At 43.4% G+C, this 25,439-nt stretch carries 28 protein-coding genes; 15 read left to right on the forward strand and 13 right to left on the reverse strand.

Features of this window, described 5'->3' with window-relative positions; translation table 11 throughout:
- The first annotated feature begins 91 nt into the window (after positions 1 to 91).
- The gene (locus tag A8806_RS11655; protein ID WP_109731369.1) at positions 92 to 1,099 is read left to right on the forward strand and encodes a LacI family DNA-binding transcriptional regulator; all 1,008 of its coding nucleotides are present in this window, start codon (positions 92 to 94) and stop codon (positions 1,097 to 1,099) included.
- Between the two features lie 19 nt (positions 1,100 to 1,118).
- On the opposite strand, the gene A8806_RS11660 is transcribed toward A8806_RS11655, so the two are convergent.
- Positions 1,119 to 2,363, reverse strand: a complete 1,245-nt coding sequence (locus A8806_RS11660) for an AfsR/SARP family transcriptional regulator (RefSeq protein WP_109731370.1) — start codon at positions 2,361 to 2,363, stop codon at positions 1,119 to 1,121.
- Positions 2,364 to 2,565: 202 nt separating this feature from the next.
- Between A8806_RS11660 and A8806_RS11665 the strand changes: the two genes are divergently transcribed.
- Positions 2,566 to 4,488: a GHKL domain-containing protein gene (locus A8806_RS11665; protein WP_181368674.1), complete on the forward strand. Its 1,923-nt coding sequence runs from the start codon at positions 2,566 to 2,568 to the stop codon at positions 4,486 to 4,488.
- A gap of 5 nt (positions 4,489 to 4,493) precedes the next feature.
- Here the strand turns inward: A8806_RS11665 and A8806_RS11670 are convergent, their stop codons facing one another.
- On the reverse strand, positions 4,494 to 5,243 hold the full coding sequence (locus A8806_RS11670) for a LytR/AlgR family response regulator transcription factor (RefSeq protein ID WP_181368675.1): 750 nt from the start codon (positions 5,241 to 5,243) through the stop codon (positions 4,494 to 4,496).
- 47 nt (positions 5,244 to 5,290) lie between these two features.
- Positions 5,291 to 6,805 carry an apiosidase-like domain-containing protein gene (locus A8806_RS11675; RefSeq protein ID WP_181368676.1) on the reverse strand — a complete coding sequence of 505 codons (1,515 nt, stop codon included), beginning with the start codon at positions 6,803 to 6,805 and terminating at the stop codon, positions 5,291 to 5,293.
- Between the two features lie 196 nt (positions 6,806 to 7,001).
- Here A8806_RS11675 and A8806_RS11680 point away from each other — a divergent pair, with 196 nt between their 5' ends.
- On the forward strand, positions 7,002 to 7,571 hold the full coding sequence (locus A8806_RS11680; protein WP_109731374.1) for a TetR/AcrR family transcriptional regulator C-terminal domain-containing protein: 570 nt from the start codon (positions 7,002 to 7,004) through the stop codon (positions 7,569 to 7,571).
- Between the two features lie 30 nt (positions 7,572 to 7,601).
- Here A8806_RS11680 and A8806_RS11685 read toward each other — a convergent pair whose 3' ends face one another.
- The 9 genes from A8806_RS11685 to A8806_RS11720 all read right to left on the reverse strand — a co-directional run bounded on the left by A8806_RS11685 (position 7,602) and on the right by A8806_RS11720 (position 16,621).
- Entirely contained in the window at positions 7,602 to 7,955 is a 354-nt protein-coding gene (locus tag A8806_RS11685) for a hydrogenase maturation nickel metallochaperone HypA/HybF (protein WP_109731375.1), read from the reverse strand.
- A 6-nt stretch (positions 7,956 to 7,961) separates the two neighbouring features.
- Complete coding sequence (locus A8806_RS11690) at positions 7,962 to 10,655, reverse strand: FAD-dependent oxidoreductase (RefSeq protein WP_109731376.1); 2,694 nt, start codon at positions 10,653 to 10,655, stop codon at positions 7,962 to 7,964.
- 44 nt (positions 10,656 to 10,699) lie between these two features.
- Complete coding sequence (locus A8806_RS26190; protein WP_181368677.1) at positions 10,700 to 10,870, reverse strand: hypothetical protein; 171 nt, start codon at positions 10,868 to 10,870, stop codon at positions 10,700 to 10,702.
- A 2-nt stretch (positions 10,871 to 10,872) separates the two neighbouring features.
- Positions 10,873 to 11,682 (reverse strand): acyl-CoA dehydratase activase, encoded by an 810-nt coding sequence (locus tag A8806_RS11695; protein ID WP_109731377.1) that lies wholly within the window; start codon positions 11,680 to 11,682, stop codon positions 10,873 to 10,875.
- A 17-nt stretch (positions 11,683 to 11,699) separates the two neighbouring features.
- Complete coding sequence (locus tag A8806_RS11700; RefSeq protein WP_109731378.1) at positions 11,700 to 13,238, reverse strand: 2-hydroxyacyl-CoA dehydratase family protein; 1,539 nt, start codon at positions 13,236 to 13,238, stop codon at positions 11,700 to 11,702.
- Positions 13,239 to 14,426 (reverse strand): 2-hydroxyacyl-CoA dehydratase family protein, encoded by a 1,188-nt coding sequence (locus A8806_RS11705; RefSeq protein ID WP_109731379.1) that lies wholly within the window; start codon positions 14,424 to 14,426, stop codon positions 13,239 to 13,241.
- 40 nt (positions 14,427 to 14,466) lie between these two features.
- Positions 14,467 to 15,222 (reverse strand): AAA family ATPase, encoded by a 756-nt coding sequence (locus tag A8806_RS11710; protein ID WP_109731380.1) that lies wholly within the window; start codon positions 15,220 to 15,222, stop codon positions 14,467 to 14,469.
- A 37-nt stretch (positions 15,223 to 15,259) separates the two neighbouring features.
- The gene (locus A8806_RS11715) at positions 15,260 to 15,976 is read right to left on the reverse strand and encodes a hypothetical protein (RefSeq protein WP_109731381.1); all 717 of its coding nucleotides are present in this window, start codon (positions 15,974 to 15,976) and stop codon (positions 15,260 to 15,262) included.
- A 135-nt stretch (positions 15,977 to 16,111) separates the two neighbouring features.
- Complete coding sequence (locus A8806_RS11720; protein ID WP_109731382.1) at positions 16,112 to 16,621, reverse strand: GNAT family N-acetyltransferase; 510 nt, start codon at positions 16,619 to 16,621, stop codon at positions 16,112 to 16,114.
- 660 nt (positions 16,622 to 17,281) lie between these two features.
- Here A8806_RS11720 and A8806_RS11730 point away from each other — a divergent pair.
- The 12 genes from A8806_RS11730 to A8806_RS11780 all read left to right on the forward strand — a co-directional run bounded on the left by A8806_RS11730 (position 17,282) and on the right by A8806_RS11780 (position 24,330).
- Positions 17,282 to 17,809, forward strand: a complete 528-nt coding sequence (locus A8806_RS11730; RefSeq protein WP_109731384.1) for a GNAT family N-acetyltransferase — start codon at positions 17,282 to 17,284, stop codon at positions 17,807 to 17,809.
- A 191-nt stretch (positions 17,810 to 18,000) separates the two neighbouring features.
- Positions 18,001 to 18,210, forward strand: a complete 210-nt coding sequence (locus tag A8806_RS11735) for a hypothetical protein (protein WP_109731385.1) — start codon at positions 18,001 to 18,003, stop codon at positions 18,208 to 18,210.
- A gap of 96 nt (positions 18,211 to 18,306) precedes the next feature.
- Positions 18,307 to 18,675 (forward strand): YkvA family protein, encoded by a 369-nt coding sequence (locus tag A8806_RS11740; RefSeq protein WP_109731386.1) that lies wholly within the window; start codon positions 18,307 to 18,309, stop codon positions 18,673 to 18,675.
- A gap of 86 nt (positions 18,676 to 18,761) precedes the next feature.
- Positions 18,762 to 19,136, forward strand: coding sequence for a hypothetical protein (locus A8806_RS11745; protein WP_109731387.1), 375 nt, complete (start codon positions 18,762 to 18,764; stop codon positions 19,134 to 19,136).
- An 82-nt stretch (positions 19,137 to 19,218) separates the two neighbouring features.
- The gene (locus tag A8806_RS11750) at positions 19,219 to 19,629 is read left to right on the forward strand and encodes a TIGR04076 family protein (RefSeq protein WP_109731388.1); all 411 of its coding nucleotides are present in this window, start codon (positions 19,219 to 19,221) and stop codon (positions 19,627 to 19,629) included.
- Positions 19,630 to 19,689: 60 nt separating this feature from the next.
- A complete protein-coding gene (locus A8806_RS11755; RefSeq protein WP_109731389.1) occupies positions 19,690 to 20,199 on the forward strand; it encodes a GNAT family N-acetyltransferase in 510 nt (169 codons plus the stop codon).
- Between the two features lie 98 nt (positions 20,200 to 20,297).
- The gene (locus A8806_RS11760; RefSeq protein WP_109731390.1) at positions 20,298 to 21,836 is read left to right on the forward strand and encodes a HEAT repeat domain-containing protein; all 1,539 of its coding nucleotides are present in this window, start codon (positions 20,298 to 20,300) and stop codon (positions 21,834 to 21,836) included.
- A 28-nt stretch (positions 21,837 to 21,864) separates the two neighbouring features.
- A complete protein-coding gene (locus tag A8806_RS11765) occupies positions 21,865 to 22,566 on the forward strand; it encodes a transglutaminase-like domain-containing protein (RefSeq protein WP_109731391.1) in 702 nt (233 codons plus the stop codon).
- Between the two features lie 81 nt (positions 22,567 to 22,647).
- A complete protein-coding gene (locus A8806_RS11770) occupies positions 22,648 to 22,878 on the forward strand; it encodes a DUF4318 domain-containing protein (RefSeq protein ID WP_242996051.1) in 231 nt (76 codons plus the stop codon).
- A gap of 58 nt (positions 22,879 to 22,936) precedes the next feature.
- The gene (locus A8806_RS26195; RefSeq protein ID WP_181368678.1) at positions 22,937 to 23,080 is read left to right on the forward strand and encodes a hypothetical protein; all 144 of its coding nucleotides are present in this window, start codon (positions 22,937 to 22,939) and stop codon (positions 23,078 to 23,080) included.
- A 115-nt stretch (positions 23,081 to 23,195) separates the two neighbouring features.
- Complete coding sequence (locus A8806_RS11775; RefSeq protein ID WP_109731392.1) at positions 23,196 to 23,609, forward strand: GNAT family N-acetyltransferase; 414 nt, start codon at positions 23,196 to 23,198, stop codon at positions 23,607 to 23,609.
- Between the two features lie 208 nt (positions 23,610 to 23,817).
- The gene (locus A8806_RS11780; RefSeq protein WP_109731393.1) at positions 23,818 to 24,330 is read left to right on the forward strand and encodes a hypothetical protein; all 513 of its coding nucleotides are present in this window, start codon (positions 23,818 to 23,820) and stop codon (positions 24,328 to 24,330) included.
- Between the two features lie 70 nt (positions 24,331 to 24,400).
- Here A8806_RS11780 and A8806_RS11785 read toward each other — a convergent pair whose 3' ends face one another.
- Positions 24,401 to 25,024, reverse strand: coding sequence for a class I SAM-dependent methyltransferase (locus A8806_RS11785; RefSeq protein ID WP_109731394.1), 624 nt, complete (start codon positions 25,022 to 25,024; stop codon positions 24,401 to 24,403).
- Between the last annotated feature and the right edge of the window lie 415 nt (positions 25,025 to 25,439).

Below are 25,439 nucleotides of genomic sequence, written 5' to 3' on the forward strand. Positions count from 1 at the left end.
CTTAATTATTAACTTAAGCATTGAAATAATTAAGGAAAGAGTTCATAATGAAGTTACAGCATTTGATTTGGAAAAAAGGAAGGATATTCTTATGACAATTACAGCAAAAGAACTTGCCGGAAAACTGAATCTGTCCGCAGCTGCCGTCTCGATGGCACTGAACAATAAGCCGGGTGTCAGCACGGCAACCCGCAAAATGGTTATGGACGCCGCGGTTGAATATGGTTATGATTTTTCTCGTATATCAGAAAAACACAATGTCACCGGAAATATTTATTTTGTATTATATAAGAAACATGGGGCCGTCGTTGCCGATACCCCGTTCTTCTCCGAACTTTCCGACGGAATCGTACTCGGATGCAAAGAAGCGGGATATAAAGTGAAAATCAGTTATATTTACGGAGATGAAGGAGATGTGGAAGAGCAGCTGGAAGAAATCCAGTATTCCGACTGCGTCGGGATCGTACTCCTCGGGACAGAAATGGCTCCGGAGGACCTGGCTATTTTTCAAAAACTGCCGGTGCCTTTTGTACTTTTAGATACCTATTTTGAAACTGTCGACTGTAATTATGTACTGATCAATAATGTACAGGGCGCTTATCTGGCTGCAAGGCATCTGATTAAAAAGACAAAGAAACAGCCGGGATATTTAAGGTCCTCTTATCCAATCGGAAATTTTGCGGAGAGAAACTCCGGATTTTTCAAGGCGGTCCGATCCTATGGCATGGCCTCTTCAAAGAGTATCGTACATATGCTCACGCCTTCCATTGACGGTGCCTATGCAGATATGAAGGAAATACTCGAAAACAAGGAAGAACTGGCCCCCTGCTATTTTGCAGACAATGACCTCATTGCCGTAGGAGCGATGAAAGCTTTTAAAGAGTATGGCTATTCGATCCCCGGCGATATTTCTATCGTAGGATTTGACAACATCCCCTTAAGCAGGATCGTGGAGCCATCTCTTACGACCATCCACGTGCCCAAGCAGTATATGGGGGAGATGGCGGCACGCCGGCTGGTCACCATCCTGAATGAAAAGGGAGCCAAGCCTGTCAAGATCGAAATTGCCACACAGCTGATAGAACGAAGTTCTGTATAATATAAAAAGGAGGATTGGATTAATCCCACAGGAAGCTGTCTCCCCGAAAACTGATCCGGGAATTGTCTCTTTCTACATCGTCGATAGTAGAAACATAAAAATCCAGATACTCTTTCCATGACTTGTGCTTTTTGCTGAACCGGCGCAAGATCCGTTCGTATATCATCTGTGTATTTTCCTGATTGGTTCCCACCAACAGGATTAGATACTGGGTGGGGCTGCATTTTGTAAAAAAGTCAACTCTTCTCAGAGAAAATTTAATGGAATCGTATAGTTCATCCGACATGGCCTCCAAACGCTCTTTATCCTCCGTTAGTCTGTCCGTTCCGTCCGTAATGGTGCAGAGCATCAGGTAGACCGACTGTCCGTTACGCTCAATCATTCGTCTCACGAGCCTGTAGTTATTCTTAAAGCCGAAAAAGGTACAGTAAAGTGCGCCTTCTTCGTAATCACCATCCAGACCGCATTTGATGTCCCCGATATTCCGGGTCTTGAGCCCCATCATGCTGCTCATCTCCCTGTATCGGCTCGTCATCCTGTCGGATGGACTGGTTCCAAGCTTTTCGAACACTCGCTTCGTTGTTTCCTCATAGATCTGCATGGCCTCCTTGTAACGGTTTAGGGCCATAAGGCAGTCAATTTGTCTCACCTGCCACTCATCCAGCGGGTATATCTTACTGGCTGCAGTACACAGGTTTAGGGCTGCCTCATATTCCTGACGCTTCATCAGATGATCGCATACTTCTTTCAGGGCACGGGTATACTGTTTCTTGTATTTTACAGATTCAACCAGAACCCACGCTCCTGAGGAACCTCCTGGAAGGAATTCCCCCCGGTAGATTTCACAGGCCTTTCGCAGGAGTTCTATCCTTGCAGGGGAGTCCTCCTGATACGCCTGTTCCATCCAGTCAGAAAATTCCTGTGTATCTGTCCGGATTTCCATTGGGGACTGCCATTGGTAAGCCCCATTTTCTATCTTAATATACTCATATTCAGGAAGCCCGGCTTTCACCAGCATCTCATTCAAACGCCGGCATACCCCCTCGAGATCGCCGGACACATCCGCCAGTTCATCCCGATCATACATATCTTCCAGCAATTTCACCCGTGAAATCCCTTTATCACCACAGAAAAGCAGTATCTGAAGCAGCTTCACGGCCCGGCTGTCTGAAGCCTGCCCGAAAGTAATCCGCCTGCCGCCGTATTCCAACGAAAATTCCCCAAACATATGTACATTCATTACCGGTAATCTATTCTCCATCATGCACCTCTCCTATCTATCTGCATGTCAATATTTCTTTGCATATTTTATAATTTTAATGCAATCAGAAGTCACTTTCCACCGGATCTGCAAAGCAGGGCGAAAAAATGACAAAACTGGTCAGTCAATTCTTTTCACCTCCATTGACATTCTTTAAAAAATCCTGTTACACTAAATCCAGCATGATATGAGGGAGGGCTTTCAGATGAAGCAATTACAAAAATTAATCATTGCATTGTTTTTATCTTTAGTTTTATGTGTCCCGTCTGTACTGGCGGTCTTTTATTATACTTGGCCAATGGAAGATGTATCTTATGACTTTTCCTTTTTTACGGAAGACGGACAGGATGGAATATCAGAAGGTGCGAAGGACTGGACCGTTTATATCCAAAACGGAGAGGATCGGAAAGAATTAACGTCCGATGGTATCGGAGGTTATACAGGACTTGATTATGGCGGACAGACGTTTTATTTTTCCCGTGAACTGACAGAAGATCTCGATAGCCCTACCCTCCAGATTGGCGTCGTCAACCGGACCATCAGTGTCTTTCTGGATGATACTCTTGTTTATACAGACTGCCCGGAGCTGGATAACCGGATTGGCTGCCTTAAGCTGCCTATGCTGGAGTATGACCGGGCGGAACCGGTAACTGTGTCACTGCCTCTGGATTATGTTGGACGCACACTTACCATTGCGCAGTCGAGCAGCTCTTTATCCGAAAAACAGGCAGATAGCAAAACCGTTTATCCCTGTGATGTTACTTTATACTGCGGATATTCTTATGAAAGCGGACTGATTGCTTCTTCCGCAAAAACCATGATTCCTGCCGTGCTCCTGTTCGCTCTGGAGTTGTTTCTGCTGGCCGCATTTGTATGGTATGCTTCTCTGGGAACCTTCCTGCCCTCACTGCCGGTCCTTACACTTACTATATTTTTCCTTATGTGCAGCGTACTGATACAGGCAGATTTTGTCATTCAATATCTGGGGGAAGTCCCCATCGACCTGTCAAGGCTGTCCTTCTATCTGGCCATAGGTGCCCTGCTTGCTTTTCTTACATTCTATGCAGGACGTCTGCGTCCATTGTTTGTCATTATAACCGCTTTTCAGTGGGCGAGTGCCATTTTCAGCGCCATTGTCCAAACCGGAAGGGTTCTGCCCTATGGAGACACTTATCTGTTCTTTGTGCTTTTCCCACAAACTTCTGGTCTGCTGGCTATGACGGTACTGCTTATTTGTTCCTTTTTCCTCTGGCACAGGGGCAATACATTTTTCCGGCGATTTTCCCATGCTGCCCTGGCGGTTATTTCCGGATACATAGTTTTTATACTAATCAGTATTCCGGTTCAGCCTGATTATATTAATAAGGTATTATCACGGCTTGCAGGAGATTTTTCCCGGCTGGAACCCATTTTTTCTTTAAAATTGGTCTGGTATCTATGCCTGATCTGCAGTATTTTTGCCATGATTACAGAAATTCTGGAGAAGGAAACGGTCCGAAGGTCAGAAACGGCTATTCTTTCCGCCAGAAATGAACTCGCGCTGGAAAGCTATGAAAACCTGCGCCGCCAGTCTGAAGAAATGATGATGCTCCGGCATGATATGTCCAGACACTATGAAATGCTCCGCTCAATGGCAGAGGAAACGCCGGAAAGAATAAACGATTATCTGGATGAATTGGTTGAACAGGTACAGAATGTGCGTCCCGTAGTGGCGAGCGGAAACCCCGTGCTGGATATTATCATTAACGGAAAACTCAGTACCGCTGCCGGCAAAGACATTTCCGTAGAAATTGTACGTTCCGATGCACCGGAAAAACTTCCCCTTACAGATACGGAACTATGCTGCCTTATGATGAACATCCTTGACAATGCCATCAGCGCCGCATCAGTACCGGGTATTACAAATCCATATATCAAGCTGGATTTCCACAGGAAAGATCAGCATTTTGTATTTTCCTGCGAAAACTCTCTGTGTGCAAAAACAGCAGATTATAAAAAAATACCCATGCACGCACATGGGTATGGATTGAAAATTATACAACAGATTATGGAACGCTGGGGTGAAATGGTGTCCGTGGAACAGGATGAAAATCACTATAAAGTTTCTATAGTCATCCCTCTGGCCTAATACACTTAATGCTCCATGTATTGAAAAAAAATCTCCCGCACTTTTTTTATGCGGTGTTTGCTGACAGGTATGCATCTTCCATCCATAAGCTCCAGATGGGAGGTGCAAAGTATCCTGACATAGCGGCAGTTCACCAGAAAACTCTGATGGCACCGGATGAATTTATGGCCGGTAAGCATCATTTCCAGTTTTTCCATAGTAAGAGGCGTATCCCATTCCTCTTTTTCCTGTGTAATCCGGGTCTTCCTGCCTTTAATCTCAATGTAATATATCTCCTTGGGCGCAACTTTCCTCACTCCGCCATTGAAAGGAACAAGCATTTCTTCATTATCTCTCCCCTGTTCATAGCAAAATGACACCGCTTCCCTGAGACGTTCTTTATCGACAGGCTTTGCCAGATAACGGGCAGCAGCCACTTCATATCCACGCAGGGCCATCTCCCGGTTACTGGAAATAAACACAATGGGAATCTTGCGTTTATCCTCCCTGAGATAACGGGCAAGTTCCATGCCGTCCTGTCCGGGCATCATAACATCAAGCAGAAGCATGTGGTACTGCTTCCCCTCCTGCATTGTTTTTAAAAGTTCTTCCGCATTTCCAAAACAGGATATTTGCGCATTTATCTGATCTAAATCACAGACCTCTTTTGTCATATCTGCAATAGTATCTCTGTCCGGCAGTTCATCATCACAAACAGCTATATTAAAGATTGGTTCTTCCATCTGCATACCTCGTATCGACTTTTGTTTCTTCATTATAGCATTTCTTGTCCGCTCTTTCCAACCAGAGATTTGGTACATTTTTATCTCCGGACCGCTAAAACTGCAATCCCTTCTTTCCCGGGCAGTTGAAGCTGTGTGGTCCCGCTTGCTTCTTCAATTAGTGTCTCCCTCGTCATATCCCAGACGTCGATCACCTCGATCCGGTACTTCTTATCCTTTGGCAGGTGGATGGAAGAGACCCTCGCGCACTGTCTCGCATAATACTTGAGGAATACTTCCTCCCCGCAGCACCCGCTGTACTGCGCATTTTTCATCTGAATAATCTCTCTGTTTTCTCCATCCAGAGATCCCATCAGTTTGAAAAATGGATTATCCTCCATGCTGCCGGTCTTTTTTTCTGTAGCATTTTCAAAGTCCTCCCAGACCGGCTCATCCCACGGAGTCACGTAAGCAGGAAGGCCATACATCAGATCTTTTAAGAATGCAATCCTCTTTGGACTTTCTCCTTTCAGCTTTCCGCCTTTCGCCCACCATAAAACATCCTGATCGTCTATAAAGGTCTCGCCGTGGGTTACATATGCTCCTTTCGCACAGGCACACCAGAAGCGGTTCACCATCTCAAAGCCGGAAATATTGCCCCATTCATGCTGTAAATCACCTTCGTAGCAGCACTCATCAAAAACGACAGGTTTCCGGAAGCGCTTCTGCCATTCGTCAGCCTTATACATCGCAATTGTCTGTACACAGCAGTGTGTCACTGCCGGTCTGGAAAAGTCATAAAGCTTCATACAGTTATGGTTGCTTAACAGATGGTGGTAAGGGTCCTCTTCGGTGATGATACGTTCTATCTCATACCAGTCCTCTATCGTATGGTTGAACATAATATCATACTCGTTAGCCATACTCCACCATATGTACGGGTAAGCCGCAAGCCTGCGCATGACGTAATCAAGATATACCCTGCATTCTTCCATATTCAGGAAGGCAAAGCCCCACCGGTCATATGCGTGAAAAAGAATCAGGTCTGTCTCAATCCCCATCTCTCCCATTCTCGTAACAATTTCCTCAAAATGTTTCCAGTAGGCAAGACACGGGTGGTGTACATCCCAATTCCCCTCTGCGTCTTTCTCAAACGGATAAAATTCGGGATCGTTGTGGTTGTAGTCATAATGCTTCGGAAAAATACAATGCCTTACTTTGTTAAACGGAGCCTTTTCCAGTGACTCCAGCGTCTGTGTAATGATATCTTCCGTCTGGTGTGCCAGTGCATAAATGGTGGTGCCAAAAGGAAGGTACTTCGTTCCGTCTTCATACTCAAAATGAGTCCCCACTGCCTGGACCATACCGTGGCTTTTGTCCGATGCCGTACATTCCGCTGTACCTTCCGCCTGTACAACACCCTCCACTTTCCAACTGTAAGTTCCTGTCTGCTGTGGCAGGAAACGCACTTTATAAATCCCGTCACCATCATAGAACCCTTTTACCGTTTTTTCATCATCACCGCACCGAAAAACAGCGGCAACATCTGCCTCCGCCCGGGACCCTTCTGGTGCAGGCCCGCTGAACTTAAGTTCAAACATTTCATAACACTTCATACACATTTCCTCCGTCTTTTGCTATAAATATAAGCTCTATTAAGTAGTATAATGTCTTTTTCACTTAACCTCAATTTATAGTTAAGTGCTTTTCACTGAATTTGTACTTAATCGCATCTTTCCTTCATTTATTTACAGATCAAAAAGTTTCGCTTATAATTAGAATGTATCCGATACAGGAAAGAGGAGGGCCGCCATGAATCACAGCTCATACACCAAACAGCGTATTTTCAATGCTTTTAATGAATTGCTGGATCACACACCGTTCGAAAAAATCACGGTAGAAATGATTATCCGGCAGAGCGGTGTGTCCAAATCCACGTTCTACCGGCATTTTCATGATAAGTATGATGTATTGAACTTCAATTCAATGGCTCTTGCCGAGCGCCTGATCGGACAGAGGGTCTGTCATAGCTGGAAAGAGTTCCTGTTTCACATGTTCAGGGGGATTTCGGAAGATTCCCGCTATTACCGCCGGGCCTTCCGCTCATCGGGCCAGAATGCACACTCCGGGTTCTTATATTCCTATTCCTTTGGAATCGTTGCAAACTGTTACCTGACTACTACAGGGAAAAGTGAGCTCTCGGTCCGCGACCGCTATTCCATCAGCCACTACTGCCACGGCTGTGTGGGGATTCTTCAGGAATGGCTTAACGATATGGATGCATTGACGCCCGGGGACATGGCTGAGATCTTTTATGAGGCAATGCCGGAATACCTGAGAGATACATGGGTTGATATAAACAACAGCCGCCCCTGGATATAAACTCCAGAGGCGGTATTTTTTTAGTGACATCTACCATGCTTCGATATTTTTTATGAAACACTCCCTCCCGGTCAGCAGTTCCAGCAACTGATTTTCTTTACAGGAGGGGCATCCTTTCGCCTCCTCAAATTCCCCAAGGCTGAAGGATTCTCCGCAGACATGGCACAGGTATCTTGCCGGAAGGATTTCGATCTTCAATTCTGTATTCTCAAACAGAGGATTTCTCTCTGCTGCCGCCGGAAAACATTTCTCCAGATACTCCGGGATCACAGAACTGATTTCCCCGATCTGCATGGTGATGGCTTTGATCTCTGTCAGCTGGTTTGCCCGTGCAACCTCCATCACTTTATCTGCAATACTAAGTACAATTCCAAGTTCATGCATGATTAATCACCCGCGTTTCACCAGTTCTTTTGCCTGTCTTGCTGCAATCTTTGCCCCTCTCTTTACAAGTGTGGGTGCCATGTGTCCGACAATCAGTTTCTCATACGGAACTTCGTGCCCGTCATATCTGCGCTCCAGATGAATCGCATCAAACCTGCACTTTGTCGTGCAGATGCCGCATCCTACGCAGATATTCTGATCTACCACGGTTGCACCGCAGCCAAGGCAGCGCTCTGTCTCTTTTTTCACCTGCTCCTCGGTAAATGTTCCTCGCAGGTCTCTCATCGTATGCTTTGCCTGTTCCGGGTCCGGGGCACATGGTCTTTCCCTCCGTGCATGGTCAAAGCTGTCCCATTCCACATTTTCTTTGTCTAATTCATGGTATTTGCCCGCCGGACGCCCGATGGTCAGACTCTGTCCCGGCTGTACGTACCGATGGATAGATTCGGCCGCTTCTTTTCCTGCCGCAATAGCATCAATGGCAAACTTTGGTCCTGTGTATGCATCACCTCCGGCAAAGATATCCGGCTCTCCTGTCTGATAAGTCCTCTCATCTGCCATTACTGTCTGATTCCTGTTCAGCCTGACCCGGGTTCCGTCCAGCATGGTCCCCCACTGGATGGACTGTCCGATGGAGACAAGAATATTCTCACATTCTATCGTAACTGTATCATGTTCATCATACTGTGGGCTGAAACGGTGGTTTTCATCAAACACGGCCGTGCAGCGCTTGAATTCTATCCCTGTCACTTTTCCATCCTCTGTCAGTATCCGCTTTGGTCCCCAGCCACAGTTTAATGAGATTCCTTCTGCCTTTGCTTCTTCCTGCTCTTCCTTCTGTGCGGGCATTTCGTCCGCACTCTCAAGACAATACAGGGCCACTTCACTGCTTCCGGCCCGGACCGCCGTACGCGCCACATCAATGGCAACATTTCCTCCGCCGACAACAACCGTCCTGCCTTCCAGTTTTGTCGTTTCATCCTGACTGACATTTCTCAGAAATGCAACGCCTGACAGCACGCCCCGGGCTTCTTCGCCTTCCACGCCCAGTTTTCTGCCGCCCTGGGCGCCGATTGCCAGATAAAACGCCTCATATCCCTGCTGCCGCAGTTCTCTAATGGTCACATCCCTGCCGACCTCAATTCCAGTCCGGAATGTAACGCCGATCTCACGCAGAACTTCGATCTCTGCATCCACCACATCCTTCTCCAGACGAAACGTGGGAATCCCCATTGTCAGCATACCGCCGGGCCGGTCATTTTTCTCGAATACGGTGACATCATATCCGCGTATCTGAAGATAATACGCACAGCTCATCCCTGCAGGGCCCCCGCCGATAACGGCGATCTTTTTCCCGTATTTTTCTCCCTGCGGATTCAGCATCTTTGGAATGAAGCGTGTCTCTGCCTTCAGTTCCTGCTCTGCAATAAACTTCTTAATCTCATCGATGGCTACCGGTTCATCCACATCTGCACGGGAACAGGCATCTTCACAGCGTCTGTTGCAGATATGTCCGCAAACCGCCGGGAACGGATTGTTTTTCTTGATCAGCTCGAGCGCCTCCATATATTTTCCCTGCGCGGCAAGTTTGATATAACCCTGTACGGCAATATGAGCCGGGCAATTGGTTTTACAGGGAGCGGTTCCATTTTCGTCAATCTCATCCCTGTTAAAACGGAACTCCGGGTTCCATCGTTTCTTGTTCAGCATCCACACATGGTCGTGGGGCGTCTCGGTTTCTTTTTCCGGGATTGGGGTCTTCGCACACAGTTTTCTTCCCAGATGGAGTGCATTCACCTGACAGTTTTCCACACACTGGCCGCAGGCTGTACACTTATCCACATCTACCTTGGAAACATAGTTAGATCTGTTGAAATCCGGTGACATATAATACTTTCCAACACGCAGGGAAAAACAGGAACAGGTGCAGCAGTTGCAGATGGCCACCGTCTTCCCCTCACCGTCCAGGTTCTGTATCTCATGCACCAGCCCGTTCTCTTCTGCACGCTTCAAGATCTCATAGGCTTCCTCTTTCGTAATTTCACGCCCTACACCGGTGCGTATAAAATAATCGGCCCCCTCGTCCAGCTGGATGCACATATCCTGCTCCAGATGGCCGCAGCCCTCGCCCATCAGCCTTCTGGAGCGCCGGCATGTACAGTCAGACACACACAGCCGCCAGGCTTTTTCTATGTAGGACGATACTTCCTCGTAATCCGCGGCATGGCTGTCCCCGTTGATTGCCTCCTCGACGGGTATGACACGCATCAGTCCTTTTCCAACTGGAACATTTGGTCCGAGCAGTTTGGTCCGTCTGCGGGTATATTCCTCGAAACACTCCGCCATCACCGGATATTTCTCTGCCTGCTCTTTGTTCGCAACCATCATCTCCATGATCCCCGGTACCCAGATCGGCAGCATGTAGTAATCCGTTCCGTCTGCATGGTGTACACGCATCACACCTGCCACGGCCAGATCCCATAAAAGCTTTTTCGTCTCCTCCAGCGGTTTTTTACAGCGTGGGGCAATCTCATCTGCGGTCATATTCTTACGCACCTTCGCCGCAAGCGCCACCTCCGCCATCTCGTCCGTCACCACCGGTTCCAGTATCCTGTATTCCGGATCATGAACCGTGATTCCCGTATACGATTTGGCTTCGACACTTATCTTCGTGGCCAGTTTCATAATCAGCGGTCTCATAACTTAACTCCTTTCGTTTTGAAATATTCCATTCCCCGGCATACCTACAGGCGGCGGTCCCTCTTCCTGCTGTCATACACTTTATCCATGATCTTCTGCATCCCGGCCGCCAGTTTCATGTCCAGATTAAAATAGTATACAATCAGGCTGAGCCCGAACAGCACTGCAAAAACAACAACTACCGTTTTCAATATTTTACAGACTCTCTTCTTCATCGTCATCTTCCTTTCCCTTTTGCCAGACCTTTCTGCCTTGCATACTCAGCCGCCCCGAGTGCCCCCATCAGCTGCGGGTCTGTCTTTAGATCTACTACTTTTAGTTTCAGAACCTGCTCAATCGCCTTCTTCAGACCGTCATTTTTTGCACAGCCCCCAGTCAGTGTCACGCTGTCTGTGGCTCCGGCTTTCTTTGCCATAATGAAGCATCGCTTTGCAACAGAACGCTGGATTCCGGCTGCAATCTCATTCATGGGTTTCCCTTCTCCCACCAGTGTAATGACCTCGCTCTCTGCAAATACGGTACACTGGGCCGTAATCGGAATCACATTTTTGGCTGTCAGGGACAGTTTCGAAAACTCCGGAAGTGACATCTCGAATGCATTTGCCATTGTCTCATAAAAACGCCCGGTACCGGCCGCACACTTATCATTCATGGCAAAATTCTTTACTGTTCCGTCTGTATCAATTGCGATTCCTTTGATGTCTTGCCCGCCGATATCGATGATAGCCCGGACTTTCGGGTCCGTCATATGCACACCCATAGCATGACAGCTGATCTCACTGATATTTTCCTGTGCAAAGGGCACTTTATTTCTCCCATATCCGGTTCCGATCAGATAGGCCAGATCCTCCGGGGAATCGAGCCCCGGCACCTGTGCGAGAGTCTCCTCCATTGCCGCGCGCGCACTTTTTTCTGAATTCATTTTACTTTTCATCGTCGTGTGGGCAGCCATATTTCCGTCTTCATCCAATATGACACACTTTGTATAGGTTGAACCAACATCACAACCGCCAAAATATTTTTTCATCACCTGTCAGCTCCTCTCTACCAGTTGTTTTCATCTTGAAACTCTTCCAGAGACTCATCCAGCGGCTCCTCTCTCAGCACCGTCCTCATATAACGGTTCACCTCGTCACGCATATCCTTGCGGCCCGCTTTTCTCGGGTCCATCAGGCCGTGTGTCACCCAGATCAGGTGCAGCCCGCGCTCTTTCGCCTGCTCCTCGAAGATTCCGTGGTAACCTGCCATTGCCTTACACCCGATATGTTCATACATAATGACCATGTCTGCATGAAATTCCTCACAAAACCGCCACAGATCATCCACACCGACTTCATATCCACCGTTGGAGCGGTTTCTCATATTCATCTTCATGTACAGGTCTGCCATGTCATACAGAGCCTGTTGTTTATCCGTGGTGCTGTACAGCTCTGTAGAGGTCAGGCTCAGCATGTCGATCAGCGGAAGGATGCCCCAGCAGTTCTGCAGCCAGATCGGAAATGCCGTATAGTACTGTGCCTGAACGCCCCACAACACCGCACGGTGACGAACCTCGGACACACAGGGAACCTTCTTCTCATATCCTTTATACGCCAGCTGCGTGATCTTTTGGTCATTCTCAAGGAAACGGGGATCACGGCCGCCTCCCACCTGATAATAGGCATCCCGGTACAGCGCCACATTATTCCCGATCACCTGCGGATGATTCGTTTTGGAAATATCCAGCCACTCACGGAACAGCTTCGTCTCCTCATTAAATGTTTCCATACACTTGAAGTAATGATCCCAGTCGAACGTTTCACCTGTCTGTTCTTCAATAAACCGGATGCAGTTTGCTACTTCTTCCGCACCATATTCCTGCACGCTCTGCTGCATATGCCGGATTGGAACGGCAAGCTGGAACGACGGAATATTGAACCTTCTTGCCTCCACACCGTTCCCCATCAGACTGCCGTCACAGGTTGTATTGCAGTTCACGGCACAAACACCAACAAGCGGGTAGTCATCATCAATCGCACAGCCCAGCTCCGCGGCCGGCATCGGACAGACATCGGAAGGCAGTCCAAACTCTTCTGCTACATCAATATAATGAAGGACACCATCCTGCGCTACCGTGGAAGGGGTGTAGACGATCGGAATCTCCCTGCAGACCATTTTCAGATTTGGAAAACCGTTCATGATCTGCGACATCATATTTTCATCGAATACGACAAGCTTTTTGCTAAACTCTTCGTCATTACCACATTTCGGGTCGGCCCTGAACAAATCACTGATCGTATCGCAGACATGTTCCACAATAAAATCAAATTCCTGATGCGCGATACGCAGCTGCGGGCCCCTCAGTCCCTCTGTATGGCGGTCCACAAAATCCGGTACAGCCAGATAGTTCCCCATCCAGCGGTAGCGGAAAAAGCCTTTTAAGTTGGCCGGTTTTGCCATAAATTTTGCCATCACCGACCAGTTTTTCAGCCAGCGCGTATAGTCATACCATGTATCCGCTGCACCTCGCCATTCACGGCGTTTCTTCGTCCGTTTTCCGTAGTAGAGGCTGCCAAGCTTTTCACTGTTGATCTTCCTGCCCATCTATCTCCCTCCTTGTATCTTCTTGATTTCCACACTCTCCACAAATGCCTGCACTCTGGTACGGAGCTGTCCCGAGCTCCCCACAACATACGGCCTGTCAATAGAAAGGACCGGATACCCATATTCCTCATGCATGATATGGCTCGCCGCCATCCTCTCATATCCCCAGTAATCACAGAACTTCATTTGTTCATAAATGATCCCGTCCGCATGATATTCTTTCGCAAGCCGGTCTGCATAATCTTTGCGCTCCTCCACCTTTTCTGTATTCATAAAACGCGGGCACTGTCCGGTCACCATATAGTGGCGGCAGATCTGGGTCAATAGGTCTTCCCCCTCGCAAATCTTGATTTCATCCCGCCCCGGAAAAGAACCGAAGCAGTGTCTGTCTGCCACGATCAAAGCACCGTTGTCTTCAATCAGTTTTATAAAATCCAGATCGTCAATCTCAGATCCTGCAAGCAAAACCCTGATCCGGTAAGTTTTCTCCTGATCCGGCTCTCTTTCGCGTACTTCCTCCAGAGTCTCTTCCAGAATCGGGAGAAGCATATCCTTCGGACAGCAGTAAGTCGCCAGACAGAATATGTAGAACTCGTAGCCCGTTATACGGGGGTATTCTTCCTTCCTGAATTCTCCCAGTTCACGGATCAGACGGCATACTTTATTATGCTGTTCCACTGCTTCAAGAAGCGCCGCATCCGAAACATCGATGCCATACACATCATGGAGCGGTTCCAGCACACGCAGCCGCATCTGCCTTACATAATGCTTCAGCGCCGTTTCATCCGACTTCATCGGTACGTCTGAATATGTAACGAAAAACTTCTCCTTCTCACAGGTCTTCAAAAGTTCCATGTTTTCTACACAGCGGTTCATGGCCGCACATGCATCCGGTGCAATGATACAGTCCAGAAAATTATAGCCGCCCTCCACCGCACGTTCCACAAGGGCCCGGCAGTACTCGCACAGTAGACTCGTCATGTAATATGTCCCGATCTCTATAGATCCGGTCCGTGGTGCCCTTAAACGCACGGAAAAACACCCGGGCAGGTTCAGCAGTACTTCCGGTATCATACTGCACACGTCCCCGACCGCAATCTGTCCCTTTTCGCACGCCTCTTTCACCAGATCATTGTTGCACTCCTGAAGCAATTGCTCCAAATCATACAGATGCTTCAAATCTTTCATAAATACGATCGCCTCCCTTTTCTGTTCATGTAAATCCCCGTTACAGTTTCAATGCCTCCAGAATCTCGTCCGCCCCTTTCATCAGCAGGGAATCTTCCGGCAGTTCGAATACACTTTTCCCCTGAATATCATTCACAATCTGGGCCTCATCATTTTTAATCTGTATGAATGGTTCATCCGGAAATGGGCTCTCCATTGGAATAACGGTCTGTGTAATCCGGTTGACCGCAACCCCCAGCTTCTCATACATCACGAGCCGGTCCGCAACCTCCTTGATCGTCTGGATAACCTGCATCCCTTTCCTGCTCTGGTCGGTTACGAGAAGCAGGTGTGTCACCTGTTCCATGACGCGCCGGTTCACCTGCTCGATCCCGGCCTCCCCATCAATCACCACATAGTCGAACTGCCCCGCCAGCATGGAAATTACATCCCTGAGATAAGAATTAATGGCACAATAACAGCCGGACGATTCGGGCCTTACGATTGCAACAAACGCAAACCCGTTTTTTTCATCCATCATATCGAGAATACGGAACTTCGCCTCCGATAGGATATCCTGTGTTTCCTTCAGTTTCTCCGATACCCCGTCCGTAATCTCCAGACGGATATCATCCAGTGTCTCCTTAACCTCTGCATCAAGGGCTGTCGCAAGCCCCACTGCCGGGTCCGCATCAATCGCAAGTACCTTTGCCTCCGGATACCGTTCTGTAAGCCTGCGCACGAGCGCTGCCGCAAGAGAGGTCTTTCCCACGCCGCCTTTACCTGTGACGGCTATTACTTTTGCATTTCCTTCCATTTTGCTCTCCTTTGCCTGTTTAATCCGCACTATTGTTCTACCGCTTCTTTTGATGCAGTGCACGCATCCCCTCCACTTCATCACAGATTACTTTCAAATCACATGTTCCGCAGTTCATCGGCATCCCCTTTAAAATATGGTTCAATGCTTCTGTCACCGCCTCCGCCTGCCCTGCCTCCTTTTGAAACGGTACAAGCGAATACAGTCCGGTCAGAAACAGAACCTGTACAGATTGTATTCCCGGATTTTGCAGGTACTTTCTGATATATACAGCTCCAAGCTTTTCAAAACTAATCCCCGCTTTCAAAGCCTCCCTGCTGACTCTTGCCTGCTCCTTGCTGCTCTTTGCCGATGTTCTGACCATATATCCCCTCGGATAGACGTGGTACCTGACATATTCCAGATCACGGATAAACCGATAAGCCGCCTCCTCACCAAGTCCCTCCCAAACCGACGGATCAGCAGTAAGAAAAACAATCCTCGCAAACGATACATCCCCCTTCAGTTCACTTAATTCCGGCCCATAAAGAAGCACTTCATTTTTCCCGGCTCCATCCAAAGCAGAAGTCACACATGTGTAATTGACAGATTCACAGTTACCCCCGCCCAGTTCAAAAGCGGCATCACGCAGCATGACCATTTCCCCCGAAGCAGTCTCCTCCCAGCACTGCTTCTCATCGTACGGATAACAGCGAGGTGTGTATGCCGATAAATATTCTCTCGTGTTTCGAATAATTTCATCGTATAATTCCATCTCATCCCCCTTACTTTTAAGCATATTTACCGAATTTACTTTCTAATTTCATGCTAACAAGGGGTAAATGCACAAAAAAGGAACGAATCCACTGATCCGTTCCTTTTTGGGACTATTTGAGGGATTCGTTCCTGTTTATATTCTGGCATCTTTCCCGTCCAATCTCTTCTCCATCACTTCATAAACAAGCACAGCATCATTCATCAAAGCCATCCGCTCATGCTTTACTGTACGATACCCCAATTTCTCATATAAACAGCATGCCGGCAGTGACGCATCGACCAGCACACTGTCATACTTTTTTCCGAGCTCTTTTTCGAGCTTCTCTATTAAAAAGGTTCCATATCCATTCCCCTGGTACTCAGGAAGTATATAAACTCTGGTGATATGGTTTTCTTCTATGCTTCCGGTCCCTATAACCTGCCCATCATGTACCAGCACCCAGACATTTCCGTCAGCAATATCCTTCATGACTTTCTCTTCACTATGGAACAGCAGGAAAAAAGTAACCACCTCTCCCGGATAATATCTAGGATATACTTCTTTCACCGTTTTAGACACTACATTTATAATCACATTAGAATCTGACAATTTTTTTATGTTCCTTATCTCCAATTTTCCACCAGCCCCGTGGCTTCTGCTCATAACGATATTCCCCTTTCTCAAAATCCCGTCTTACTTTTTCTGTCCTGTTTTCATCTGTAAGCATATTATAATATTTTTCTTTGGAATATACCATACAATTAACGTTGATATAAATAGAACAATGGAAAATTACATGGTATAATGATGTCAATGACAAAAGGAATTTTATACACTTAAAATTTATGAAAGGGCAAAATGTAATCACATGAACATAAACTACAAGTTCAAGCCAAAGAAAATAACTAACATTCTATATTACAGTTTAATTTTATTAGGAGCGCTTTTAACGATTATACGCTGGATAAGCGCCTTCAACAGCCACATAGTTGTTATCAATGAAGAAATAAATTCCCATATTTCAAATTTATCATTAAGTTTGATAGTTTATCTGGCTATCGGCTTTACATGGACTTTACAGGGAATAAAATTTAAACGGGTCGCCTTATTAGGAATAATAATTATTATAGCTAATATTATATGTGAAACCGTTATGGGATTTATGAATACACCTGATATAGTAGATGCTGTGTATGGCGTTATTGGTACGGTCATTGCGTTTTGTTTTCTATCTGTATCCCAAAAATATGGCTTAAACGACATTCAAAAAACCGGTTAAGTTTTTAGTTTTGAAAAAATAAAATCTATGGAGGATGATAATTTATGGCATTAAGATTAGTAAAGGCAAGTGCTGAATATGAAAATTTAATTGTAAATATGCTGGAAGAATGGATTGAGTATAATAATAACCATGTATCTGCCAATCATTCTCCTATGGCAATCTTCAAAAATGACTACCACGATTTTACATCCTATATTTCAAATTTAGATTATATAAAGGCTGAAGAAGGAAAAGTTCCTTCTTCCACATTTTTTTGTCTGGATGAAGAAAGAAATATTATGATTGGTGCCGTGAATATTCGCCACTATTTGAATGATTCTTTACTACAATTTGGAGGTCATATCGGTGATGGAATCCGGCCATCTGAAAGAAGAAAAGGATATGCCACAAAGATGATTGCTTTAGCATTGGAAGAATGCAAAGCACTTGGAATCCATAAGGTCCTGATGGTATGTGACAAAAATAATACCGGCTCTGCAAAGTCCATTCAAAACAATGGTGGAATTTTGGAAAATGAAATTCAAAATGAAGGGAAAACAGAACAAAGATATTGGATTAATATAGATTGATATAGTCACTCCAATGACATATTTGATATTGCAAAACATAAACTAATGGATAAAAATGTACGGTTCGTGCGTTCTCCCGCAATATTATTTCCCAAGGTTATACAAAGGTGGACATATTCATCTTTGGTTATAATCTATAAATTTTAAGTTGTAAAATTAAGTGTTTCAGTTATGAAAGGAGAGATATAAGCATGAAATATATTATTAGGATTATTCAAGTTTCTACACTTTTAGGTGGAACAGAGTTTATGCTAATGTTGCTTTTTGGAGATTTAACAGAAAGCGTAAAGCCAGTAGTATTATGGGCAGTACTTGTCAGTCTGATTATATTTGGAGTACTTGACATAATTGGAAGAAAATTAGAAAGTAAAAGAAATGAGGTGTCCAGTTCTTTATCCTAATTTTTAGCAGGAATGCTTCAAGAAATATTAGTCAGCATAGTATTTATCAAATTCCAGCTTGTAGTGGGAAAATTTGAAGTTGTAGGAAGGAGAACGATGGATCTAAAAAGCAGGATACAAAAATTAAAGGCAGAGATACCTGCTGTTTTTTTATCATTAAAGGATAATGAAACTCCACTTATAGCAAAGTTCTTCGCGGCGATAACGGTTGCTTATGCACTTTCTCCCGTTGATTTAATACCAGATTTTATTCCGGTGCTTGGGTATTTGGACGACCTTATACTGCTTCCTGCTTTTATCGCCTTAACGATACGTTTTATTCCAAAACCCGTCTGGGAGAAGAATCTTGCTCTTGCTATTGACTTGTGGAAAGATGGTAAACCCCAAAAGTGGTATTATGCAGTCCCTATCATTCTATTTTGGGTTGTCGTCATATGGTTAATTGTGAAAGCGATCTGGCTTTAGCAAATTTTCCATCCAGTATAGCTGGATGGAAAATTTGAATTTATAACTGAAATTTTTTGTATTTTGCGAAGGGAGAATATTGATTTATGTATTCAATATTAGGTGCAGTATTATTTGGAGTTATAGCAACTATGACAGTTCTTGTTGCTTGCGGTTTGCCTTTGGGCGAATTTACAATGGGTGGACAATATAAAATCTTACCTAAGAAATTTAGAGTTATGGCAGTCATTTCGTTTGCTGTCCAAATTTTTGCAATGATAATTGTTTTGCAAGCCGGAGGTTTTATTTCCTTGTGGTTGTCTTTTAAGGTTACTAAATATATTTGTTTCTTCTTTGCCGCTTACCTATCTTTGAATACTATTATGAACATGATTTCAAAAAGTAGGAAAGAAAAATATGTTATGACTCCGCTTTCACTTATAGTCGGAATATGTTTTTGGATAACGGCATTTCAAATGTAGTATGTAAAATGAGGATAATCTACAGTGCGTCAATCCCAGTTTATCCAAAAGAAATTTATGAATTTAGTGAGGTAAAAAAATCATGAAACATGAATGCAAAATAACAGTATTGGAAACAAAAGTTTTTTCGGATTATCAGAAGAAATATCTTGCTAATCCAAAATCAGGTCCTTGTCCTTGTTTTAAAGCGGGAGATACTTTTATATTAAAAAGAACACCTGAAAGAGATGACTTTTATCAATTAATGAATGGAAAGTTTTGCGGAGAAGCGTGGGATGCAATAAGCAGATATGTTTATACAGCATTACAAGGAGGTTCAATTATGCATAATTGGACAAATGACGAAAGAATGATGATCGCTTGCTGCAATGATGGGACAAGACCAGTCATATTTAAAATAGAAAGAATTGATATTCCAGAGAATGTGAAAGAACAAGAATGGTTAGATAAACAAAATTTTTCAAATACTGAAGAAAATGCTTACACTGGATAAATGACAGAATCCATTGGGAAAGAATAGACTAAGCGAAAATCGGGATTTGGGGTGGGAAATATGATACTCGAAACAGAACGATTATATCTGCGTGAGATGAATCAATTTGATTTAGAATCATTGTGTAAAATCTTACAAGATAAAGATACAATGTACGCATATGAGGGACCATTCAGTGATGAGGAAGTCCAAGAATGGCTCGATAGACAAATTTCCCGTTATCAAAAATGGAAATTTGGTTTATGGGCAGTCGTTTTAAAGGAGACCGATGAAATGATCGGGCAATGCGGGCTTACAATGCAGTCTTGGAAGGATGAGGAGGTACTTGAAATAGGTTATCTTTTCGAGAGATTATATTGGCATAAAGGGTATGCCATCGAAGCGGCAAAGGCGTGTAAAAAGTATGCGTTTGAAGTATTAAGAGCAGAAGAAGTTTGCTCTATCATCAGAGATACAAATATAGCATCTCAAAACGTAGCCATAAGAAACGGGATGACAATGGCAGGCACATGGACAAAGCATTACAAGGGTGTAGATATGCCGCATTATCGTTATGTGGTTCAGCGCTGACATCAGGCATTAAAAATGGCTGCTGAAAAGCCAGTTGCCTTTAGCCAAATGAAAGTTGCGGGCGGAAATTATTTATATAACCGGGAGGTGCTAAAACAATGTTTTTGCATAAAAAAACTGATTTTTATTCTTCAAATTTAAATGCTTACATTGCTCTGGCATCAGAAGGTGCACTGCATAATCTGCCTTTAATTTTTTGTGTTCTTGCTGAGAATTCCGATAATCACAAAGTGGCCGCCGCAAACTTTCTATGCGAATTTTTAAATAAACTTTCTTTTGATGATATTTACAGAATTGATAAGCAAATGCGACAGACAACTTCAATGGAATGGAGCATCAACTGGAAAGAGTTAAACGTGGAAAGCTTTGTTACAAAACATATGTCAGAGGATGAAAAACGTGCAGTCTTTGTTTTTGCGTCTTTTCATCCAAACGGATATATCAGAGAACAGGCTATCTACGCTTTGGGTAAATATAAGGATGCCCTCCCCTTTATTCTTCTAAGGTGTAATGATTGGGTTTGTCAAGTGCGTCAGGCGGCATTTAATGTGTTTACCCAGATATTGGCATATTCCAGTGAAGAGGAAATTGTTCATGCGCTTCCCCTTATGGAAAAATTACGTAGGAGCACACGGTACGGGTATGATACTATTCTGCCGGTTGTAGTCAATCTCTTTCGGATCAACGGCCAATTGATAAAACGAGGGTTAAACAGTACTGATTTTAGGGCAAGAAAATTTTGTATATCAATCATTAATCATCTGGATAAAATAGATAACGACTACCTGATGGATTACATTTTTCATGAAAAAGACCCCTTTCTACGAAAAACGGTTTTTCAGAAATTACTAAAAACAAATGCAGACAGCACCGAAATACTGGAGTTAAGCAAATGCTTTCTGAAGGATAAGTATCCGCCGAATCGCATCTTAGCATTACAGTACTTAATTGATAATCACTCCAATGACTTATTTGATATTGCAAAACATATGCTAATGGATAAAAATGCACAGGTTCGTGCGTTCTCCCGCAATCTTATTTCCCTGAGTGATACAAAGGTGGACATCCGCCAAATTTATTTGAATCACCTTTATGTAAATACATCAATTAGTATTTATGGACTGGGGGAAGTTGGATCTGCCGAAGACTGTGAACTTATTGAGAAGTATTTAGCAGATGACAGGGTTTCTGTTGTTCGTGCCGCAATGACGGCATTAATGCGGTTAAATACAGAAAAATATCTGGCTAATATAACAGATATGCTGGCCGCAGATAAATCTGGCATAGTCAAAACAGCAGCGATACTGCTCAAAAAGAATAGAGAGTACGATTTTGAAAAAGTATCAGAAATCCTTAATAACTCATCAAATGAGAACACAAAAATAAAATGCGCCACTCTTCTGTTTTTGAGCGGTAAATGGCAATCGCTGATTTATACTCTTATGCTCCTTGGCAGTGGCTGTGAGAAATTAGAAAATCTATGTCAAACACAAATCAGCAGATGGATATTTACATATAACCGTTCCTACGCTGTTCTCTCTAAAAATGATAAACAAACAATTATTGAATTACTACAGGAAAAGGCAAAGTACCTAAAGCCCGAAACGAAGAAACAAATTATGTTTTTGGCTAAATAATGATGTGATTTTATGGGGGAGTCCACTGATGGAACAATATTTAAAAGAAACCTCTTTGTTAAACTTTTCTGCCGAAAATATTCAGCAATTAATAAGGGACAGGCAATGGGAAAATATAGATGAGTACAATCGCATAAAGAAGATATACAATTTTGTTCGTGATGAAATCCTATTTGGTTACAATATAGATGATCATATCCCCGCGTCAAAAGTGTTGTCTGATGGGTATGGGCAATGTAATACAAAGGGAACATTATTTATGGCCCTGCTCCGCGGAGTTCATATTCCATGTCGTATGCATGGATTTACAATTGATAAGAAATTGCAAAAAGGGGCAATGACAGGCCTTGTATACAAAAACGCTCCCAAAAATATTTTACACAGCTGGGTCGAGGTATATTTGGACGGGATATGGTATGAATTAGAGGCATTTATATTAGATAAAAAATACCTTTCACAATTACAACGTATAAACTCAATATGCTCAGGTGCCTTTTGCGGGTATGGTGTTGCTGTAAAGGATTTTCATAATCCTGTAATTGATTTTGATCGAAACGATACCTATATTCAGAGCGAGGGCATTAACCATGACTTCGGAATTTATGATTGTCCGGATGAGTTACTAAAAGATCATAATCAAGAACTGTCAGTACTTAAAGGCTTCTTGTATAGAAATTTGGGAAGGCATTTAATGAATAACAATATCAGAAAAATAAGAAATGCTGAATAACAACTTGAATGTTTGTGACCGATTGTCTAAACTTGAGGAAGGGATTCAATGATTATTCAAATGAACGGTAGGAGGGATTTTATGTTTAAGATGTTTAAAAATTCTTTTGGGGTGCCCTATGAAAATGGCGGTATTTATCCGACTGTTGCAAAAGCGCAACAGGCAATTTCTAAATACTGTGAGGAAAATGGATACTCCTATTCTTTTAATGGTGATGATGAAGTTATAATAAATGAGAAAACATATGAAATATATCGAGGATACGAGAATGGGAGCCGGGGAAGTTATGGAATTAAGTGCAGAGAAAGATAATTAAATGATAATTCACAGTTTGTCCAGAAAACTTAGAAGTTGTAGAGGAGGATTCATAATGAAAAAAATTGGATTAGGCGTTGCAATACTACTTTTTGCAATTGTAATTTCTCTTTCTTCATCGGGTATGGGATTGCTTGCTATCGGAATAGGTGTCGTTGGATTAATTTTTTCAATCATTGGATTTATAGAACATCAGTAAAATAACTTACAGTTTGTGGTAAGGAAAATTTGAATATGGAGAGATAGCGTTTATAAACCCTCTTACGTTTTGACTAAGTTAAAGGATTGTATCCATAAATTAAAGGAGAGTAGTTATGGAAGTGAGAATAAATACACTATCACCAGAACTGTTTCTGGATTTATACACGTCAGTTGGATGGGAAGCGCCATGTATTGGACAAGTCGAAAAGGCTTTGAGCAATACTATTGCAACATTTACAGCTTATGATAAAAAACAGCCGATAGGAATGGTGCGGTTGATTGGAGATGGGGGTATGTCATTTTATATCAAAGATTTTGTTGTAATACCAGACTATCAGGCAATGGGAGTAGGAACGTTGCTAATAGAATGTTTAGAAAATTATATAAGAGAAAATATCAATCCTGATTGGGCTGTCAGTTTAGAATTGATCAGTACGAAAGATGCACTCTTGTTTTATAAGAAAAAGGGATTTGAAGAAAGACCTTGTGAATGGGATGGTCCGGGAATGTTCAAAATGATTAGATAAATCCCAGTTTGATTTGATGATATTAAAAAAGTTTACCCAAAAGAATGTGGGTTACGTAAAAATGGTATGGCATTTTTGAAAATTGCTACGAACCTTGTTATGTATCTTTATTATCAAGAAGAAGTATGGAGAGAGCAAATTACCATAAAAATCAATAATGGAAGGTTCTGTTATTGTAGAAATGAATTAAATAGGAGCAAAAAGCGATATGGACAATATAGAGATAATCCCATTAGAAGGTATTAAGTTTAATGATGTAACAATCCCCCTTTCAGCTTCACGCAAAGATGTCGAAAGTCTCTTGGGAGTCCCTTATGGAAGACATGAAAATTCTTTGTTCTATTTTCATAATGAGCTGAGATTTGATTTTGACAATAATGACAGGGTAACATTTATTGAGTTTTTAGCCGGAATTGACGGAAACATCCAGCCTAAAATATATGGCGTTTATGCGTTCCAAACCGAAGCAGATCAGTTATACAATATTCTCAGCGAAAAGAATCGTGGTGATATTGATGATCACGAAAACGGATATTGTTACGGGTTTTTAAATATTAGTGTTGGTGTGTTTCGCCCCTCCATTCCGGAAGATATTCAGAAAATGATAGCAAACGCTGCGGCGGACGGAGAACCGATGGAGGCAGACGAGATTGAATATGAAATGAGGACAGCAAATTATTGGGCTACTATCGGTATCGGCATTGAGAATTATTACAGATAGCTTCCCGCATACAAAAAGGCTGATAAAACTTTACATAAGAAGCACTCAACTGATATGTAGCCACGCCAATTTATGGATTCTCATTCAGAAGTTTTTTTGCAGATACGAATAGCACGGTGCCTTTTATATAGGTTTCTATCTCTGAAAAGCCTGCTTTTTCAAAATAATCATACAATTCTTTTTGGCTGTATACCTTGACATCTCCAGAATGTGAAAGGGGAAATACGATGTAGTTTGCAATCCAGCGTACCATTGGTGAAAAATATGGTTCTGCCATGTAAACTGCTCCTTTTGCCTTCAAAACTCTCATACATTCGTTTGCAAATCCCTGTGGATTTTCAAAATGATGAAATGCACAAGATACGGTTATAACATCCCTGCTTTTATCTGGAAAGTCCAATGGGAAACTTGATCCCTCTGCAAAGACACAATTAGGATACCTATCCCTTGCAATAGCAACCATGTTTTTAGATATATCAGTTCCGGCTGCAACAACTCTCGCTTTTTTGGATAGTTCATTTAATAATACCCCATTGCCACAGGCAACATCTAAAATGGCATCCCCGTCCTTAATCTCCACCTGCTTTACTAACTCTGTTTTATGAGGTCTGGTATATTTTCCCTCTTGTGATGAATCATATTCTCTAGCCATCCTGTTATACACTTCTTTTGATTGTTCTTCTTTTTTCCCCATAGTTCTCCTTAAAGATTATTCTTGGTTTTATTCCGTCATTCATCGAAACTATATTCTAACATGCTTTCAAATGAATTATTTTCGTTACTGTTCACACCCAATGTCAGTTAGTTAAGTTACGAGGTTAAATCCTGAATAAGGGTCTAACCTAAATTTAAAAAAAATCACCTCTAAAGGTTGACACAGAGCCCAAAATGTGCGGCCGCTCTCGTTGCTGGTGTGACAGCAACAAGAGCGGCCCCTGTAATCAGAACTATATCTTTTGTCTGACTACAAGGAGGTCTCATATGTCATTTGCAAAACAGGTTAAAAACAATCTCTTAGAAATTATTTCAGGAATGGCGCTCCATCCCGAGAACTTTTCAAAACACCCTGAAACTGACTTCACCAGAAACAGAAAACTGGATTTCCCCTC

It is taken from the genome of Faecalicatena orotica (genome assembly GCF_003149245.1).
GTDB lineage: Bacteria > Bacillota > Clostridia > Lachnospirales > Lachnospiraceae > Faecalicatena_A > Faecalicatena_A orotica.